This is a genomic window from Iamia sp., from assembly GCF_035575815.1.
Classification (GTDB): domain Bacteria; phylum Actinomycetota; class Acidimicrobiia; order Acidimicrobiales; family Iamiaceae; genus Iamia.
In genome coordinates, this window is record NZ_DATLXO010000060.1 from 11,359 (window position 1) to 29,872 (window position 18,514).

The 18,514-nt window shown below is 73.1% G+C and carries 16 protein-coding genes; 6 read left to right on the plus strand and 10 right to left on the minus strand.

Annotated features, from left to right (window positions below; all coding sequences use genetic code 11):
* The 4 genes from VNL12_RS06045 to VNL12_RS06060 all read right to left on the minus strand — a co-directional run bounded on the left by VNL12_RS06045 (position 1) and on the right by VNL12_RS06060 (position 3,277).
* Complete coding sequence (locus tag VNL12_RS06045; protein WP_325592530.1) at positions 1–1,086, minus strand: ABC transporter ATP-binding protein; 1,086 nt, start codon at positions 1,084–1,086, stop codon at positions 1–3.
* Complete coding sequence (locus VNL12_RS06050) at positions 1,083–1,910, minus strand: ABC transporter permease (RefSeq protein ID WP_325592532.1); 828 nt, start codon at positions 1,908–1,910, stop codon at positions 1,083–1,085. The genes VNL12_RS06045 and VNL12_RS06050 overlap by 4 nt, the downstream gene beginning before the upstream one ends.
* Positions 1,911–2,037: 127 nt before the next feature.
* Complete coding sequence (gene modA, locus VNL12_RS06055; protein ID WP_325592534.1) at positions 2,038–2,859, minus strand: molybdate ABC transporter substrate-binding protein; 822 nt, start codon at positions 2,857–2,859, stop codon at positions 2,038–2,040.
* Positions 2,860–2,884: 25 nt separating this feature from the next.
* Positions 2,885–3,277, minus strand: coding sequence for a TOBE domain-containing protein (locus VNL12_RS06060; protein ID WP_325592536.1), 393 nt, complete (start codon positions 3,275–3,277; stop codon positions 2,885–2,887).
* Between the two features lie 140 nt (positions 3,278–3,417).
* Here VNL12_RS06060 and VNL12_RS06065 point away from each other — a divergent pair, with 140 nt between their 5' ends.
* Positions 3,418–4,179, plus strand: a complete 762-nt coding sequence (locus VNL12_RS06065) for an LLM class F420-dependent oxidoreductase (protein ID WP_325592538.1) — start codon at positions 3,418–3,420, stop codon at positions 4,177–4,179.
* Between the two features lie 86 nt (positions 4,180–4,265).
* On the opposite strand, the gene VNL12_RS06070 is transcribed toward VNL12_RS06065, so the two are convergent.
* Together VNL12_RS06070 and VNL12_RS06075 are read right to left on the minus strand one after the other, a co-directional pair.
* On the minus strand, positions 4,266–5,285 hold the full coding sequence (locus tag VNL12_RS06070; RefSeq protein ID WP_325592540.1) for an LCP family protein: 1,020 nt from the start codon (positions 5,283–5,285) through the stop codon (positions 4,266–4,268).
* Positions 5,286–5,888: an FHA domain-containing protein gene (locus VNL12_RS06075; RefSeq protein ID WP_325592542.1), complete on the minus strand. Its 603-nt coding sequence runs from the start codon at positions 5,886–5,888 to the stop codon at positions 5,286–5,288.
* 121 nt (positions 5,889–6,009) lie between these two features.
* On the opposite strand from VNL12_RS06075, the gene VNL12_RS06080 reads away from it, so the two are divergent.
* Both VNL12_RS06080 and VNL12_RS06085 read left to right on the plus strand, forming a co-directional pair.
* Complete coding sequence (locus VNL12_RS06080; protein WP_325592544.1) at positions 6,010–8,778, plus strand: GNAT family N-acetyltransferase; 2,769 nt, start codon at positions 6,010–6,012, stop codon at positions 8,776–8,778.
* 34 nt (positions 8,779–8,812) lie between these two features.
* Complete coding sequence (locus tag VNL12_RS06085; RefSeq protein ID WP_325592546.1) at positions 8,813–9,799, plus strand: NAD(P)H-quinone oxidoreductase; 987 nt, start codon at positions 8,813–8,815, stop codon at positions 9,797–9,799.
* 80 nt (positions 9,800–9,879) lie between these two features.
* On the opposite strand, the gene VNL12_RS06090 is transcribed toward VNL12_RS06085, so the two are convergent.
* The 4 genes from VNL12_RS06090 to VNL12_RS06105 all read right to left on the minus strand — a co-directional run bounded on the left by VNL12_RS06090 (position 9,880) and on the right by VNL12_RS06105 (position 14,086).
* Entirely contained in the window at positions 9,880–10,704 is an 825-nt protein-coding gene (locus VNL12_RS06090) for a rhomboid family intramembrane serine protease (protein WP_325592548.1), read from the minus strand.
* Positions 10,704–11,684, minus strand: a complete 981-nt coding sequence (locus VNL12_RS06095) for an RDD family protein (RefSeq protein ID WP_325592550.1) — start codon at positions 11,682–11,684, stop codon at positions 10,704–10,706. Before VNL12_RS06095 ends, VNL12_RS06090 begins: the two co-directional genes overlap by 1 nt.
* A 50-nt stretch (positions 11,685–11,734) precedes the next feature.
* A complete protein-coding gene (locus VNL12_RS06100) occupies positions 11,735–13,003 on the minus strand; it encodes a citrate synthase (protein WP_325592552.1) in 1,269 nt (422 codons plus the stop codon).
* A 132-nt stretch (positions 13,004–13,135) separates the two neighbouring features.
* A complete protein-coding gene (locus VNL12_RS06105) occupies positions 13,136–14,086 on the minus strand; it encodes a LysR family transcriptional regulator (RefSeq protein WP_325592554.1) in 951 nt (316 codons plus the stop codon).
* A 93-nt stretch (positions 14,087–14,179) separates the two neighbouring features.
* Here VNL12_RS06105 and VNL12_RS06110 point away from each other — a divergent pair, with 93 nt between their 5' ends.
* The 3 genes from VNL12_RS06110 to VNL12_RS06120 all read left to right on the plus strand — a co-directional run bounded on the left by VNL12_RS06110 (position 14,180) and on the right by VNL12_RS06120 (position 18,505).
* Complete coding sequence (locus VNL12_RS06110) at positions 14,180–15,607, plus strand: HAD-IB family hydrolase (protein ID WP_325592557.1); 1,428 nt, start codon at positions 14,180–14,182, stop codon at positions 15,605–15,607.
* A gap of 320 nt (positions 15,608–15,927) precedes the next feature.
* Positions 15,928–16,509: a superoxide dismutase gene (locus VNL12_RS06115; protein ID WP_325592559.1), complete on the plus strand. Its 582-nt coding sequence runs from the start codon at positions 15,928–15,930 to the stop codon at positions 16,507–16,509.
* A 34-nt stretch (positions 16,510–16,543) separates the two neighbouring features.
* Positions 16,544–18,505 (plus strand): acetoacetate--CoA ligase, encoded by a 1,962-nt coding sequence (locus VNL12_RS06120; RefSeq protein WP_325592561.1) that lies wholly within the window; start codon positions 16,544–16,546, stop codon positions 18,503–18,505.
* Positions 18,506–18,514: the final 9 nt, after the last annotated feature.

Consider the following 18,514-nt stretch of genomic DNA (forward strand, 5'->3'; position numbering starts at 1 on the left):
TCAGCGCTGGTAGACGTCGACCTCGGTGGCCTTGACCGCCACCCACACCGCGTCGCCGGGGGCGAGGGCCAGATCGGCCAGGGCGCCGGGGGTGATCTCGGCGGTGACGGGCACCGCGCCCACCGTCGCGACCCGGACCCGGTCGGCCGCGGCCTCGACCCCCTCGACGGTGGCCGGCCACACGTTGCGGGGGCTGCCCTCGGGGCGGCGCCGGTGCAGGGCGACCGATCTCGGTCGGATGGCCACGTAGACGTCGTCGCCGGCGGCCGGCACCTCGGGCCCGATCGGACCGAGGGCGGTGGCCACGACGGCGCCACCGTCGTCGAGCCGGACGCTCCCGCCGACCTCGACCCGGCCGGCCAGCAGCGTCAGCCCCACCAGATCGGCCACCCAGCGCGAGCGTGGGCGCCGGGCGATCTCGGCCGGCGTCCCCTCCTGGATCACGCGTCCACCGTCGAGCACCACCAACCGGTGGGCGAGGGTCAGGGCGTCCACGGCGTCGTGGGTGACGATCAGCACCGGCCCGACGAAGGCGGCCAGGTGGGTGCGCAGGTCGCGACGCACCTCGGCCCGGGTGGTGGCGTCGAGGGCCGAGAGGGGCTCGTCGAGCAGCAGCACCTCGGGGTCGGTCGCCAGCGCCCGGGCCAGCGCCACCCGTTGAGCCTGGCCCCCCGAGAGCTGAGGTGGCTTCGAACCCGACTGCGCGGACAGGCCGACCCGGTTCAGCCACGCATCGGCCCGGGCGTCGGCCTCGGCCCGGCGCATCCCCCTCGACCGGGCTCCGAAGGCCACGTTGTCGCGCGCCGAGAGGTGGGGGAACAGCCGCAGGTCCTGGAACACCATGCCCACCGGACGCCGCTCGGGCGCGACCCGGGTGCCCGCCGCGGGGTCGTCGAGGGCCTCGTCGCCCAGCGCGATGCGGCCGTTGTCGACTGCGGTGAGCCCGGCGACGGCCCGCAGCAGGGTCGACTTGCCGGCACCGTTGGGCCCGAGCAGGCCCACGACCTCGCCCGGCGCCACCGAGAGGGAGACGTCGAGGGTGAAGGTGCCGGCCCGCACGACGGCCTCGGCCCGCAGCGGCCTCACCCGGCCGGGGCCCAGCGGTCGCGCAAGGCGACGAGCACGCCGAGCGACACCACGACCAGCACCAGGCTGAGGACGATGGCGGCGCCCTGGTCGCGTTGGAGCGCCTGGTAGACGGCGAGGGGCATGGTCTGGGTGCGGCCCTGGAGGCTGCCGGCGAAGGTGATGGTGGCGCCGAACTCGCCGAGGGCCCGGGCCCAGGCCAACACCGCCCCGGCCAGCAGCGATGGCGCCACCTGGGGCACCGTCACCCGCCGCAGCACCGTCCAGCGCCCGGCACCGAGGGAGGCCGCCGCCTCCTCCAGGCCACGGTCGCCGGCCCGCAGGCCGCCCTCCACGGTGATCACGAGGAAGGGCAAGGCCACGAAGGTCTGAGCGATGACGACCCCGGTGGTCGAGAACGGCAGCGTGAGGCCGAACGCGTCGTCGAGCCAGCCGCCGACGGGGCTGCGGCGGCCCAGGGCGAAGAGCAGGGCCGCGCCGCCGACGACGGGGGGCAGCACCATCGGGAGGGTGACGAGGGCCCGCACCACCCGTCGCCCGGGGAACGGCGCCCGGGCCAGCACCCACGCCAGGGGCAGGCCGAGCACCACGCAGAGCGCAGTGCTGGCCAGCGCGGTGAACAGCGAGAGGCGCAGGGCGTCGCTCACCGCCGGCGCACGCAGCACCGGCCCGAGGTCGGTCCACGGCGCCCGCTGCAGCAGGCCGAACAGCGGGAGGACCAGGAACGCGACCGCCAACACGGCTGCCGGCACCAGGGCGAGGGGAACCCGTCCCGCCGCCGGCTCGGGCCCGTGCTGTCTGGTCCGCTCGCGGCGCTCGCTCATCGGTGCGCCACCCCATCGTGGGTCACGTCGGGTTGGGTTCCGGACGAGGGGAGCCGATGAGCGCTGCCGGCTCCGCAGGCTCCGCCGTCAGAGAGCCCGTGTTCTCTGGTTCGCTCGCGGCGCTCGCTCACGGGGGCCCGAACCCGGCACCGGTCAGGGCCGAGAGGCCGTCGTCGGAGAGCACGAAGTCGATGAAGGCGCGCCCGCCCTCGGCGTTGGTCGCCTCGTCGGCCACGGCGATCGGGTAGGTCGCGGTCACGTTCTGTTCGTCGGGGATCGCAATGCCCTCGACGGCGTCGCCGGCGGCGGTCACGTCGGTGCGGTACACGATCCCGACGTCGACCTCACCAGCCTCGAGCTTGGTGAGCAGGGCCCGCACGTCCTCCTCATTGCTGTCGATCGCCGGCTCCACCCCGGAGCCCGCCAGCGCCTCCCGGGCGAAGCGACCGCACGGGACCTCCTCGGCGCAGAGGGCGACGAGCAGCCCGTCGTCGGACAGGTCGTCAAGGCCGGTCACCCCGCCGAAGTTGCCGGCGGGGACGGCGATCTCGAGGAGGTTGGTGGCGAAGTCCACCGGGTCACCATCGAGGACCTCGCCGTCGACCAGGTCCTCCATGTTGGAGACCGCCGCGGTGGCGACGACGTCAGCCGGTGCCCCCTCGAGGACCTGGGTGACGAGCCCGGAGCTGGGCCCGAAGCTGAACTCGACGGTGGCACCGGGGTTGGCCTCCTCGAACTGCTCGCCGAGCTCGGTGAACACGTCGGTCAGCGACGCCGCCGCGAACACGGTGACGATGCCCTCGACCCTCCGCGCTCCGGACTCGTCTGCTCGACCGTCGGTCACGGTCGTGGTCGATGTCTCGTCAGACCCGCACCCGGCGGCGAGGGCGAGCAGGGCGGTGGCAACGATGGCGGCAACGGCGCGGGTGGGGAAGCGGTGAAGGCTCATCGGGACGTGCCTTGGTCTGGGCGGCTCACAGGGGAGCGACGTCGACCATCACGTCGGTGGCCTTCACCGCGGCGTCGGCGATGATGCCGGGAGCCAGCCCGAGCTCGTCGACGGCCTCGCTGGTGATGAGCGAGACGATGCGGTGAGGCCCGGCCTGGATCTCGACGGTGGCGGCCACGCCGTCGCGGGTCACTCGGGTGACGATGCCGCGGAAGCGGTTCCGGGCCGAGAGACCCGTCGGCGGTCCGCCGGTGCCCGCCTGGTCGACCAGGAAGCGGGCCAGGTCGGCGCCGTCGATCGAGCGTCGACCCCGAGCGTCGCGGCTCGTGGCCAGACGCCCGTCGTCGCTCCAGCGCCGCACGGTGTCGACGCTGACCCCGGTCAGGTCCGCCACCTGTCCCGGCGTGAGCGAGGTCATATCGCCATCTTACCCTGCATCTGCGGGGTAAGGTGCTCACCAGGCCCGAGCGTGCGAGCGTCCCAGGTCAGGTGAGGACGGGCCATCGGGGCCGCCGCTAGGTTGAACCGGGGAGATCCGCGAGCTCGACGGAGGTCACCATGCGCCGGTTCCGAGTGGGCGTCCAGCTCCACCTCCAGGCCACCACCATCGACGAGCTGCGCACTGCGGCGCGGGCCGCCGACGGCCTGGGCGTCGACTCGATCTGGGTGTGGGATCACTTCTTCCCGCTCTACGGCGACCCCGACGCAGCTCACTTCGAGGCCTACACGGTGCTCGCGGCGCTGGCCGTGGACACCGAGCGGGCCCGGCTCGGCGCCCTCGTCACGTGCAACTCGTACCGCAACCCGAACCTCCTCGCCGACATGGCCCGCACCATCGACCACATCAGCCACGGCCGCTTCACCCTGGGCATCGGGTCGGGCTGGTTCGAGCGCGACCACACCGAGTACGGCTTCGCGTTCGGCACCGCCGGCGAGCGCCTCGAGGCCCTCGGGTGTGATCTTCCGATCATCGCCGAGCGCCTCGCCGCCCTGAACCCTCCCCCCGTCGGGCCACTGCCGATCCTCGTCGGCGGGTCGGGGGAGAAGGTCACCCTGCGGCTCGTCGCCCGGTTCGCGGACGGCTGGAACGCCTTCGGCCCGCCCGAGGGCTATGCCCGCAAGAACGCGATCCTCGACCAGCACTGCGCCGAGGTCGGCCGTGACCCCCGGAGCATCGAGCGCACCGTCGCTCTGCAGCCGAGCGAGGTCGCCGACGCCGCTGACTTCGTCGAGGCCGGCGCCACCCACCTGATCGTCATGGTCGGCCACCCCTTCGACCTCACCCCCGTCGCGACGCTCCTCGCGGCCGCTGACGCCTGACACCCGCTTCCGCCGGCTCGGCCGGCCGGCTACCCCGGCGAGGTGGCCCCGTCAGCCTGATCGTCACGCGTCGCCGCGACGCGCCGCTAGGCGCGGAAGTCCTCGATGACGGCGCCAGCGTCGGGCTCCTTGAGCTCGAGCGCGGGCCCGACGTTGTTGGTCGGCAGGGTGGTCGGCTGGGGATCGAGGCTGCCCATGTCCCAGGCGAAGCGCAGGGCGTCGGTGAGCTCCATGTGGTCGTCGACCCGAAGTCCGCCGATGAGGCTGCGGCCGATCGTGTCGAGGGTGAAGGGGTCCTTGCTCGCCCCGGCCTCGGCCAGCACCGCTCGCAGGAAGACCTGTTGGCGCTGCACCCGGCCCAGGTCCGCGGTGGGATCGGTGACCTCGGTGCCGTCGATGACCTCGGTGTAGGTGCGGCTGCGCACGTAGGCGAGGGCCTGATCGCCGTCCAGCCGCACCGGGCCTGACTCCTTGACGTCGAGGCCCGACTTGGTGTCGAACGCCGGGTTCGGGAAGTCGATCGTGACCCCGCCGAGGGCGTCGATGAGCTTGCCGAAGCTCACGAAGTTGATCTCGATGTAGCGGTCGATGGGGATCCCGACGGACTCCTGGACGGTGCGGATCAGCGACACCGGGCCGTCGTTGTAGGCGGCGTTGATGCGGTGCAGCTCGGTGCCGTCCCGACCAGGGATCTGCACCAGGAGGTCTCGGGGGATGGACATGATCTTCGCCGGGCCGTCACCGGTGCGGAGCACCAGCATGGTGTCCGAGCGGTTGCCCTCGACGCCGGGCCGGTTGTCGGTGCCCACCAGCAGGTAGTTGGTGCCGCCGCTGTCACCGGCGAGGACGCTTTCGCCCTCGACGTCGACGTCGATGCGCTCGACCTTGCCCCACTGGAAGTCGGCGTAGAACCAGCCCAGCTCGACCGCGAGCAGCGCGACCACCACGGCCAGGCCGAGGAAGCCCAGGGTGAGGCGCAACGGTCCGCGGCGGCGCCCGATGTGCCCGTCGGCGCGCATGACGGGTTTGCCCCGGAGGGCGGCGAAGGTCGCCACGGCAAGGACGCCGTGGACGATGCCGATGACGAACAGGACGACAGTGGCCATTCAGTTGACCCTCGTGGCATCGGCGTCGGGTGCCGGACCAGTGCCGGGGGCCGGGCCGGCGGGCTTCTCGGTGTAGATGATGGTGACCGGTCCGATGCCGATGCGGTCACCGTCGCGGAGCGGCGCCACGCGCGCCTCGGGGATCGTGTGGCCGTTGAGCTTGGTGCCGTTGGCCGAACCGTTGTCCTTGAGCTCCCATCCGCCCTTCGACCGGGGTCGGATCACGGCGTGAGCACGGCTGGCCCGGCTGTCGGGGATGCGGAGGCGCTGGTCGGTGCCCCGCCCGAGGGTGACGGTCTCGTCGCCCAGGTCGAAGCCGCCGGAGCCGTCCTCGAGGTCGAGGCGGGCCTGCACCGGTCCGGCGGTGCGCGGCGGCGACGCCGACGCCGCCGCCGGGCGGGCGCCGGGGTGGTTGACCCTGATCGGGTGATCGACCCGTGGCGCGGCTGCGGGCGGGGCGGACGGCGGGGCCTGGTGGGGTGCGTTCGGTGCAGTGCGGGGTCCGGCCACGGCCGGTCGGGGTCCGCGCGTGAGGCGCAGGACCGCCATGAGCAGCAGCGCGCCGAGGCCGAAGCCGGCAAGGAGGGCGAGGACGTCGGTCAAGGAGGTCGAGGCTACCGACGCCCGGGTCCCCCGCCGGGGACGCCCGGCGGGGGACGCCACCCCCGTTGGGCACCTGCGGGTCCGCTCCCGCTCCGGGCCCGACATCGGTACCCTCAGGGCCGTGGCCGACGACGATTCCCCCGCCGTCGAACCCACCGCTGAGCCCACCGGTGAGATCCAGGTCCTCGATCCGACCGAGGCGCGGTGGGAGGGCGACGTGGTGCTCTCCGACGGCGGCACCATGCACGTCCGACCCATCCGCCACGATGACGGCGATCGCATCGCCCGCTTCCACGAGCGCCAGTCGCCCGAGAGCATCTACTTCCGCTACTTCAGCCCCCGGCCCCGCCTGAGCACGGCCGACATCGAGCGCCTCACCCGGGTCGACGGCATCGACCGCATGGCGTTCGTGGGCCTGATCAACGACGAGCTGGTCGGCGTGGCCCGCTACGACCGCTACCCGTCGCGGCAGGTGGCCGAGGTCGCCTTCTTCACCGATGACGACCACGCCGGGCGGGGCATGGCGACGGTGATGCTCGAGTACCTGGCCGCCGCCGCTCGCGACGTGGGCATCACCGGCTTCAGCGCCCAGGTCCTGCCCACCAACCGGCGCATGCAGGGGGTGTTCAAGCAGGTCGGCTTCGAGGTGACCAGCCGCTTCAGCGATGGTGTGATCGAGGTCGAGTTCCCGATCGAGCCCACCGAGGAGGCCATGGCGGCGATGGCCGAGCGGGCCCGGCGGGCCGAGGCCCGGTCCGTGGCGCGCATCCTCGCCCCCCGATCGGTGGCGGTGATCGGGGCGTCCCGACGGCCCGACAGCCTGGGCCAGGCGGTGTTCCGGCGCTTGTTGCAGGGGGAGTTCGACGGGGCGATCTACCCCGTGAACCCCGAGGCCGACGTGGTGGCGAGCGTCCGGGCCCACCCCACGATCCTCGACGTGCCCGACGAGATCGACCTCGCCGTCGTCGTCGTCCCCGCCGAACAGGTGGCCGAGGTCGTCGAGCAGTGCGGGCGCAAGCGGGTGCAGGGCCTCGTCGTCATCTCCGCCGGGTTCGCCGAGACCGGCACCGAGGGGGCCCGGCGGGAGGCGGCTCTCGTCGAACAGGCACGGCGCCTCGGCATCCGCCTCATCGGGCCCAACTCCATGGGGGTCCTCAACACGGCACCCGACGTGCGCCTGCTCGCCACCTTCGCCGATGTCCACCCCCGTCCGGGTCGGGTCGCGGTGTCGTCGCAGTCGGGCACCATCGGCGCCGCGGTGCTCCGCCGCCTCGACCAGCTCGGCGTCGGCGTGTCGTCGTTCGTGGCCACCGGCAACAAGGCCGACGTCTCGGGCAACGACCTGCTCCAGTACTGGGAGACCGACGACGCCACCGATGTGGTGGTGCTCTACCTCGAGTCCTTCGGCAACCCCCGCAACTTCGCCCGGATCGCCCGCCGGATGGGGCGGACCAAGCCCATCGTGGCCGTGAAGGCGGGCAGCGCGCTGGCGGCCCGCCGCCCCGACCGGGGCGTCGACGGCGCAGGCGACGGCTTCGCCGGGCCGACCCGCGCCGGCAGCCACGCCGGTCGCATCAGCGAGCGGGTGTCCGACGCACTGCTCGCCCAGACCGGCGTCATCCGCGTCGATACCCTGGAGCAGCTCTTCGACGTCAGCCGGGTGCTGGTCGACCAGCCCCTGCCCGCCGGGCGCCGGGTGGCGGTGCTCTCGAACTTCTGGGGCCCGGCGGTGCTGGCCACCGACGCGTGCGTCGCCGCCGGCCTCGAGCTGGCCACCCCCGACCCCGCGATCCAGCGCGGCCTGACGCCCGAGCTGCTCAGCGGGACCCGGCTGGGCAACCCGCTGGAGCTCACCTCCGACGCCGGGCCGCGGGAGCTGACCGTGGCCGCCCGGGGCCTGCTCGCCGACCCCGGTGTCGACGCCCTCCTCGTGCTGCACGCCCCGTCTCTCGACGGGGGGGTCGAGCTCATGGCCCGGGCCCTCAGCGCGGTGGCCGACGAGAGCCCGAAGCCGGTGGTGGCCTCGTTCCTCGGGTCGGTCCTCCCCGGCGACCAGCCGGCGGGCAGGGTGCCGGTGTTCACGTTCCCCGAAACCGCGGCCCAGGCCCTCGGCCGCGTCGCCCGCTACGCCGAGTGGAGGGCTCGCCAGACCGGCACGATCCCGGTCGTCCAGGGGGTGGACGACGACGCGGCCCAGGAGGTCGCGGCCCGGCTGCTGGGCGACGATCCCGTCCCGGGGGTGCGCCGCGTCGTCGACCTCGCCGACGCGGTTGCGCTGCTGGCCACCGTCGGCATCGAACCCGTCGACCAGCGGGCGGTGCGCTCAGCCGACGAGGCCGTCGCCGCCGCCGAGGCGGTGGGCTGGCCGGTGGCGCTCAAGGCCCTCGGCGTCGACCGCCCCAGTCGCACCGAGGCGGGAGGCGTCGCCGTCGACATCTTCGACGAAGCCGACCTGCGACGCTCCTATGACCGGATGGCGGCGCACCACGGCCCGGCCATGGACACCACCCTGGTGCAGCACATGGCCCCCTACGGCGTCGACTGTCGCATCGACGTGCTCCAGCACCCGGTGATGGGGTCCGTGCTGGGCCTCGGACCGTCGCTCGGCGGCCGGCCCCAACAGCGCATCCTGCCCCTCACCGACGACGACGCCGCGGCACTGGTCGAACGAGGGCCGATGGCCGAGGAGCTGACGGCCCTGGCCCCGTCGGGTCGCGCCGCTCTGGTCGACCTCCTGCTGCGGCTCTCGGCCCTCGCCGACGCCGTGCCCCAGGTGGCCGACCTCCGCCTGGCCCCGGTGATCGTCTCCGACGCCCGGGCCGCCATCACCGACATCCGCCTCGGCCTGGCCCCGTGGGACACCGAGTCCTCCGTCCGCCGCCTCGGCTGAGGCCCCTCACCCCGGCGACCGTAGGGTCGCGGTCATGCGTGCTGTCGTCATCACCGAGCACGGGGACCCGGATGTCCTCGTCGTCACCGAGGTCCCCGACCCCGAGCCGGGCCCGGAGGAAGTGCTGGTCGCGGTGCGGGCCACAGCCCTGAACCGAGCCGACCTGCTCCAGCGGAAGGGCTTCTACCCCGAGCCGGGGCCGCCCCGGGCCCACGAGATCCCCGGCATGGAGCTGGCCGGCACCGTCGCGGCCATCGGCGACCGCGTCAGCGAGTGGTCCGTCGGCGACGAGGTGATGGGCATCGTCAGCGGCGGCGCCTACGCCGAGCGCATCGTCGTGCACGAGCGCCAGCTGCTGCGCGTGCCCGCGGCTGTGGGATTGGCCGACGCCGCGGCCATCCCCGAGGTGTGGATCACCGCGTGGGACGCGCTGGTCCTCCAGGGCGGCCTCACCGTCGGGCGCCACGCCCTGGTCCACGCCGGCGCGTCGGGGGTGGGTTCGGCTGCGCTCCAGCTCTGCCGGACCCTCGGTGCCCGGGTCGTGACCACCACCTCGACCACCAAGGTCGAAGCGTGTCGGGCCCTGGGGGCGGACGTGGCCGTCGACTACACCGTCGACGACTTCGTCGAGGCCGCCTGGGAGGCCACCGACGGGCTCGGGGTCGATGTGGTGCTCGACGTCATCGGGGGCGACTACCTCGCCCGCAACCTCAAGGCCCTGCGCACCGGTGGCACCATCGTGCAGGTCGGGGTGATGGGCAGAGGCCGGACCGAGATCGACCTCGGGGCCCTCATGCCCAAGCGGGCCCGCCTCGTCGGCACCGTCCTGCGGGGCCGCCCGGTCGAGGAGAAGATCGCCGTCACCCAGCGCTTCTCCCGAGAGATCATGCCCCTCTTCGACACCGGCGCGGTGGCCCCGGTGATCGACACCCGCTACGACCTCGACCACATCGCCGAGGCCCACCGTCACATGGAGAGCAACGCCAACATCGGCAAGATCCTCATCGACGTCGGCGTCTGACCGCTCCCACCACCCAGCTTTGAGCGATTGTGCGCCACCACGGTGGAGAACCGCTCAACGTCGACGGGGTCGGAGGTCGGCTACGCCGTGGGCGGGGCGGCGGGGAGCGTCCAGGATGCGGGGTCGAGGGCCGGCTCCGACGGCGCGGCCCGGCGGCGGGGTCGGCCCGGGGGCGGCACGACGAGGCGCAGCCCAGCGGCGAGGACGAACCCGGCGACCATGCCGCCGACGTGGGCCTGCCAGGCCACCGCGGTGTCCTCCGGCGTGACCAGCTGGCTGACGAGGTAGGGGGCCAGCAGCGCCCACGCCGGCAGGGCCACCACCACGAGGGGGAGGGGCGCGACGAAGGACAGGATGCGGCGACGCGCGCCGATCACCAGGTAGGCACCCATCGCCGCCGAGATAGCGCCCGACGCGCCCACGACGGGCGCGGCCGAGCCGCTGTTCAGCGCCACGTAGGCGAGGGTGCCGAGCACGCCGCCGACGACGTAGAGCCCGAGGAACGGGCCGGGCCCGAAGCGATCCTCGACCGCGGCGCCGAACACCCAGAGGAACAGCATGTTCACCGCCAGGTGGGCGAGGCTTCCGTGCAGGAACATGGCCGTGATCAGCGACGCCAGCACCGGCTTGTTGTCGATGATGGGGCGATCCGCGTCGCTCGTGCAGCGAGCGCCGTCGCTGCGCGACTCGAGCACGCGCACCTCACAGGGCACGGCGCCCCAGGCCGAGAAGTGCTCGCTCAGCTCTCGATCCTGCTCGGCCGAGAGCGTCGCGGTGTCGGCCCGGCCCTGTTGCAGGCTGGCGGGCTGGAGGAAGAGGAAGACGGCCAGGTTGAGGGCGAGGAGGGTGAGCACGACCCACGGCACCTGGCGGCGGGGGCTGTCGTCGCGGAGGGGGAGGGCCATCAGCGTCCTCCCGGGGTGAGTGTCGGCGGGGCGATGACCACGGTGCCCGCCACCAGGTCGTGGGGCCCGCGGCCGGAGGTTGTGACCTGCATCCAGAGCCACAGCACCGGCACGAGCGGCGGGAAGAGCCAGAACACCACCAGCACGACCGCGCGCGCCGCGGCCCGACCGCGGCTGGGGGGCTCTCCGGTGCCCTCGTCGACGACGACGAGGCCCTCGCGCCGGTGGCCGGTGGTGCCGCCGTCGCGGGCGATGCGCCACGTCTCGTCGATGACCACGGCCACGCCCCAGGCGCAGGAGATGACGATCGCCAGCGCCGTGGCGTCAGCCGTCCAGGCCAGGATGACGGCCACGAGCACGACGACCAGGACGGGCGAGTCGTCGAGCCGGGCGGCTCGGGCCCGGCGGCGGGCGTCGTTGGTGGCCACCGGCCCCCAGGCCGTCATCGGTCGAGGCCGCTCGGCCTCGGAGCTCGCCGCGACGGAGGCCGAGGTGATGACCGCAGGCGCCTCGAAGGGCACCACGATGGTGCCGGCGATGCGGTCGGCGGCCCCGCGCCGCAGGGGGAACGTGGCCACCGACAGGGCGTAGGCGGCGGCGATGCCCACGACGATGCCGCCCAGCAGGAAGCCGGCGCCCGAGTCGGCCATCACGCCCACCGCGCTCGGGGTGACCACGACGGCCAAGGTGCCGACGGTCGTGACCGCACCGCGGGTCCACGCCACGAGAGGGTCGATGCGCTCGCGGTCGAGCTCGGCGACCCGCAGCGACGTGGCCAGCTTGCCGGGAGTGGCCCGGAGCTGCTGGACGAACAGGGCCTCGTACGCAGTGAGGGCCCCGAAGCCCAGGGCCAGGCGCCCGAGCACGCGATCATCGGGGACGAAGCGGCCCACCACGTAGAGCACGAGCAGACCTAGGACGAGATCGATCAGCCGCGCCACGACGCGACGGCCGAGGGGAGCGGCCAGGGGGATCGGCACCGGGCGGACCCACCCCGCAGGCGCGGCCCAGGGTGACCCGATGGGAGCGGTCAGCGCTCGCCCATCGCGACGTAGGGCCGCTCGCCGGCACCGGTGTAGAGCTGACGGGGCCGGGCGATCTTCTGGTCCTGCTCCATCAGCTCCTTCCAGTGGGCCAGCCACCCGGCCATGCGGGGGATGGCGAACAGCACGGTGAACATCTCGGTCGGAAAACCCATGGCCTGGTAGATGAGACCCGAGTAGAAGTCGACGTTCGGGTAGAGCTTCCGGCTCTTGAAGTAGTCGTCGCTGAGGGCGACCTCTTCGAGCTTGAGGGCGATGTCGAGCAGCGGGTTCTTGCCGGTGACGGCGAACACCTCCTCCGCAGTGGTCTTGATGATGCGGGCCCGTGGGTCGTAGTTCTTGTAGACGCGGTGGCCGAAGCCTTGGAGCTTGCCCTTGCCCTCCTTCACCGCCTCGACGAAGGCGGGCACGTTCTCGATGCTGCCGATCTCGTTCAGCATCTTGATGACCGCCTCGTTGGCCCCGCCGTGGCGCGGTCCGTAGAGGGCCGCGGCGGCACCGGCGGCGGCCGAGTAGGGATCCGCGTTCGACGAGCCGATCATGCGCATGGTGGCCGTGCCGCAGTTGAGCTCGTGGTCCGCGTGGAGGATGAAGAGCGTGTCGAGGGCGTGGCCGAGGGCGTAGTTGGCGTCGTAGCGGGGCTCGGCGATCTTCCACATCATCGACAGGAAGTTGGCCGTGAACCCGAGGGAGTTGTCGGGGTAGACGAACGGCATGCCGACGCTGAAGCGGTGGCATGCGGCGGCGAGGGTGGGCATCTTGGCGATGAGGCGCACCGTCTGGCGGTAGCGGTTGTCCTCATCGTCGATGTTCTTGGCGTCGGGGTAGAAGGTCGAGAGGGCGGCGATCGCCGATACGAGCATGCCCATGGGGTGGGCGTCGTGGTGGAAACCCTCGAGGAAGCGCTTGCGCACGTTCTCGTGGATGAACGTGTGGTACGTGATGTCGTGCACCCACGGCTTGAACTCCTCCTCGGTGGGGAGCTCGCCGAAGATCAGCAGGTAGGCGACCTCGAGGTACGAGGACTTCTCCGCCAGCTCCTCGATCGGGTAGCCGCGGTAGCGCAGGATGCCGTTGTCGCCGTCGATCTCGGTGATGGCCGAGGAGGTGGCCGCGGTCGTGGTGTACGCGGGGTCATAGAACCAGGTGTTGCCGAGGAGCTTCTTCCACTGCGCCGAGTCGATGCCGCCGTCGATGATGGGGACCTCGATCGACTCGCCCGTGCGGTTGTCGGTGATCGTCACGCTCTCGGCCACGCTGGTCGTCCTCGCTGTCGGGTCTGCCACGGCCAATCTAGGGGGCGGTCGGACCTCCTGTGACCGTCGCGGCGGCGTTTCCCGGGGGTCGGCTCGGGGCGGTGCGCCGGCCTCGTGGCCGTGGCCCGCCGTTCACTCGCCGGCGGGAGCCGCCGCGTCCGGCGCGGGACCGAGCACACGCAGGCCGGGGCGGCCCGGTCCCTCGGATTCGAGCACCGCCCGCACACCGCCGAGGACGGCCCGGGTCGGCACCGTGAGTCGGCTGCGTCGGCTCGTGACCAACCCGACGGTGCGGGGGCCGAGCCCGGTGATCTCGATGCGCCGCCAGCCCGTCGGCGGGCTCATGGGCGCCGCGGTGGCCGGGAGGACGGCCGCACCGAAGCCCTCCTGGGCCAGCGCGGCCAGGGCGCGCAGGCCGTCGATCTCGGCCAGGGCGATGAGCTCGACGCCCGCTCGGGATGCGGCGGCGTCGAGGTCGTCGCGGAACGCGGTGCCGGGGGGCTCGAGGAGGAGGGGGTGCTGCGCCAGGTCGGCCAGGCGGATCCGGCGCTGGCGGCGCCGGGCGAGGGGGTGACCCGGCGGGGCCAGGACGACCCGATCCTCCTCGAAGAGAGGCTCGCTCAGCAGGTCGGGCACGACCACGGGCAGGTTGACCACCGCGGCGTCGAGCGTCCCGGCGACGACCTGGGGGAGCAGCGACGTGGTGGTGGCGTCGACGATGACCAGGTGGACGCCCGGGTGGCTGTGGGCGGTGGCGGGGATCAGGTGGGGGAGGACCCAGGCGCCGACGGTGCCGATCATCCCGAGGCGGACCGTGCCGGTGACGGTGCCGGCGTGGGCCGCGAGGTCCGAGACCACGGCATCGAGCTCGAGCTGCACCCGCCGGGCCCGGTCGACCACCAGACGTCCCTGCTCGGTGAGGTCGCTGGTCGCCCGGTCGACCAGGGCCACGCCGAGCTCGGCCTCGAGGTTGGCGACGTGGCTCGACACGTTCGACTGCACGGTGTGGAGCGCCCGAGCCGCGGCCGAGAACGATCGGTGGTCGGCCACCGCAGCGAGAGCAGCCAGCTGGCGCAGGTCCACGGCCTGAGTCTGCCAGGACCCGCCGGACCCGGCGCCGCCTGGGCCCCGGGCGTCGTCGTCCCGACGCCCGGCTGACGTCACTACGCTCCGGCGGTGGCTCCCCGGCGCGCGGCAGCGTTCTTCGACCTCGATCGCACCCTCCTGCGAGGGGCGAGCGGCCCGGTCATCACCGAGGCTCTCCGCGGCGCCGGGGTGATCCCCGACCGGGCGATCCCCGGCGAGAACCTCGTCTACAAGCTGTTCGACACGATCGGCGAGACCCTGCCGTCGATGATCCTGACCCGCCAGGCGGCGCGCATGGCATCAGGCTGGAAGCGCTCGGTGGTGCAGGAGGCGGGCCGGGTGGCCGCCGAGCGCCTCGCCGATGACGTCCTGCCCTTCGCCCGTCTGCTGATCGAGCACCACCAGGCCGAGGGGCGGGCCGTCGTGATGGCCACCACCTCCCCGTTCGACCTGGTGCACCCCTTGGCCGAGGCCCTCGGGTTCGACGACGTGATCGCCACCCGGTACGGCGAGCTGAACGGTGCGTACGACGGCACCGTCGACGGCCACTTCGTGTGGGGACCGGGCAAGTTGGCGGCGGTGCGCGACTGGGCCGCCGAGCACGGTGTGGACGTGGCTGCGAGCTGGGCCTACTCCGACAGCGTCTATGACGTGCCGCTGCTCTCGGCCGTGGCCCACGCGGTGGCGGTGAACCCCGACCCTCGCCTGCGGGTCGTGGCCGCCCTGCGCCGCTGGCCGAGCCAGCACTTCGACGTGCCGGCCGGCGTCCCCAAGGTGGCCGGCATCGAGCCCCAGCGGGCGCTGCAGGTGCTGGCGCAGCCCCAGCTGTTCCCGTGGGTGCGCCTCGACATCGAGGGCATTGCGCACATCCCCACCGACGGCCCCGCCATCCTGGTCGGCAACCACCGCAGCTACTTCGATCCGCTGGCCCTCGGCTTCACCATCGCTCGCGTCGGGCGGCCGCTGCGCTTCCTCGGCAAGAAGGAGGTGTTCGACGCGCCGATCGTGGGCCAGATCGCCACCGCCATGGGTGGCATCCGCGTCGATCGCGGGACTGGCTCCGGTGAGCCGCTGCGGGCCGCCGCCGATGCCCTCGAGGCCGGTGAGCTGGTGGCGATCATGCCGCAGGGCACGATCCCGCGCGGCCGGGCGTTCTTCGATCCCGAGCTGAAGGGACGCTGGGGTGCGGCCAGGCTGGCCGCCATGACCAAGGTGCCGGTGATCCCCATCGGCCTGTGGGGCACCGAGCGGGTGTGGCCGCGCCGGGCGCGGTTCCCCGACGTGCTGGCCGTCGGCAACCCGCCCACGGTGCGGGTGCGGGTCGGCCCCCCGGTCGGGCTGAAGTACCGCAGCGCGGACGCGGACACCAAGCGGATCATGGCCGCCCTCGTCGACCTCCTCCCGGCCGAGGCCCGCCGGGCGCACGACCCGACCCCCGAGGAGCTGGCCCGCGCCCTCCCCGCCGGCGCGACCGAGGCCGGCGGGGGAGAGGGCGACCGCCGCCCCGGCGCCGACTGATCGTCGGGCGGAGCGTCTCGTCGGAACGAGTCGTCGGGCCACGCGGCCGCGACGTTCTCAAAATCCCGCAACCTATGAAAGAAACGTGGCCAACTCGGGTGTAATACGAACGTGTGTTCGATAGGCTGCTGGGCATGGGAGAATGGCTCGGGCGGCCAACGACGTCGAGGGGGCGACCCGCCCGATCCGTCGACTGCCCTGCAACGTCCGCTCCGCCCGCCTCTGACCCGGCGTCCTGACGCCTCCAGGCCGACGGCGGACCGCCCCCTCGTCGCGCACCGGTAGAGTCAGGCCCGATCCACCAGAGAGGACTTGAAGACATGGCTTTCACCCTTCCCGACCTGCCCTACGCCCAGGATGCGCTCGCTCCCCACGTCTCGGCCGAGACCCTCGAGTACCACCACGGCAAGCACCACAAGGCGTACGTCGACAAGCTCAACGAGCTCATCGACGGCACCGAGCACGCCGACGCCTCGCTCGAGGCGATCATCAAGGCCTCCGACGGCCCCCTGTTCAACCAGGCCGGCCAGCACTGGAACCACTCCTTCTACTGGAAGTGCATGGCCCCCGGCGGCGGCGGTGAGCCCACCGGCGAGCTGGCCGACAAGATCAGCTCGGCCTTCGGCGGCTACGCCGCGTTCCGCGAGGAGTTCATCGCGGCGGGCATGGGCCAGTTCGGTTCCGGCTGGGCCTGGCTGGCCGACGACGGCGAGGGTGGCCTGCAGATCATGAAGACGCCCAACGCCGATCTGCCCCTGGCCCACGACGTCAACGCCCTGCTGACCGTCGACGTGTGGGAGCACGCCTACTACATCGACTTCCGCAACAAGCGCCCGGACTACCTCAACACCTTCCTCGACTCCCTGGTGAACTGGGACTTCGTGGCCTCCAACCTCCGCTGACCGACCAGAGGTCGCCACCCCGGACCGGGCCCTGATGGCCCCGCCCTCCGTCCCCGATCGGGGGGAGGTCCTCTGGACGCCTGCGGCCGATGCGTGGACCTGCACCGCCGCGGGGCGCTTCGCGTCGGCCCACGGCCACCGCAGCTACGCGTCGGCGCACGCCTGGTCGGTCGCGGACCCCGACGGCTTCTGGGGCGCGGTGGCCGACGACCTCGGCGTGCGGTGGCGCACCCCACCCACCGCGGTGCTGGCCGAGCAGGCCATGCCGGGCGCACGATGGTTCCCCGGCGCCGAGCTCAGCTACGCCGAGCACGCCCTGGCCGCCGCATCCGCCCGGCCGCACGACGTGGCGGTGGTGGCCCGCAGCCAGACCCGCGGGCCCTCGGAGCTCACGTGGGCGCAGCTGGCCGACCAGGTGGCCCGGTGCGCAGCCGGGCTCCGACGCCTCGGCGTTCAGCGCGGTGACCGGGTCGCCGCCTACGCCCCGAACATCCCCGAGACCCTGATCGCCTTCCTCGCCACCGCGTCCATCGGCGCCGTGTGGTCGAGCTGCGCGCCGGAGTTCGGCACCCGCTCGGTGATCGACCGCCTGGCCCAGATCGAGCCCGTCGTGCTCCTCGCCGTCGACGGGTACCGCTACGGCGCCAAGGACATCGACCGCACCGGTGAGGTGGAGGTGATCCGCGCCGCACTGCCCACGGTGCGCCACACCGTCACCCTCCGGTACCTCGACACCGGAGCCACCGACGGGTGGGCCGCCCTGCTCGCCGGCGACGATCCCGGCCCTCCCACGTTCGAGGCGGTGCCGTTCGACCACCCGCTCTACGTGCTGTTCAGCTCGGGCACCACCGGCCTGCCCAAGGCCATCGTCCACGGCCACGGCGGGATCACCGTCGAGCACCTGAAGGCCCTCGCCCTCCACCAGGACCTGACCGCAGAAGACCGCTTCTTCTGGTTCACCACCACCGGCTGGATGATGTGGAACTACCTCATCTCGGGCCTGCTGCTGGGCGCGACGATCATCTGCTTCGACGGCGACCCGGGGTCCCCGGACCTGTCGGTCCTGTGGGATCTGGCCGACGAGACCGGGTGCACCGTCTTCGGGGCCTCGGCGCCGTTCCTGATGGCGTCCCGCAAGGCGGGGTTGCACCCCGAACCCAGGCGGCTGCGCGCCGTGGGCTCCACCGGGGCACCGTTGCCGGCCGACGGCTTCCGCTGGGTGCACGACACCCTCGGCGTGCCGGTCTCGTCGATCAGCGGTGGCACCGACGTGTGCACCGCGTTCGTCGGGTCGTCGCCGCTGGTGGCGGTGCGAGCCGGCGAGATCAGCTGCCGACTCCTCGGCTGCGACGCCGTCGCCCTGGCGCCCGACGGCACCCCGTGCCCTCCCGGCGAGCAGGGCGAGCTGGCCATCGTCGCGCCCATGCCGTCGATGCCGGTGGGCTTCTGGGGTGACGCCGACGGCTCGCGCTACCGGGCCGCGTACTTCGAGCAGTTCCCGGGCGTCTGGTGCCACGGCGACTGGGTCACCTTCACCGACGACGGTGCGGCGGTCATCACCGGACGGTCCGACGCCACGCTCAACCGGGGCGGCGTGCGGCTCGGAACCAGCGACTTCTACACCGTGGTGGAGGCGCTCCCCGAGGTGGCCGACAGCCTCGTCGTGCACCTCGAGGGTGACGATGGCGGCGCCGGCGAGCTGCTGCTCTTCGTCGCCCTGGCGCCGGGCGTGGAGGCCGACGACGACCTCTCGGTCCGCGTCGCCCGGGCCCTGCGCGCCGAGCTCTCGCCCCGCCACGTACCCGACCGGGTGGAGGTGGTCGCCGCGATCCCCCGCACCCTCTCGGGCAAGAAGCTGGAGGTGCCGGTGAAGCGCATCCTCACCGGCACGCCGGTCGACGAGGCCGTCTCGGTCGAGGCCCTCACCGATCCGACGAGCGTGGCGCCCTTCGTCGCGCTTGCCGCCGCCCGGCGATCGCGAGGGGCGGACCGCTGATCGGGGGCG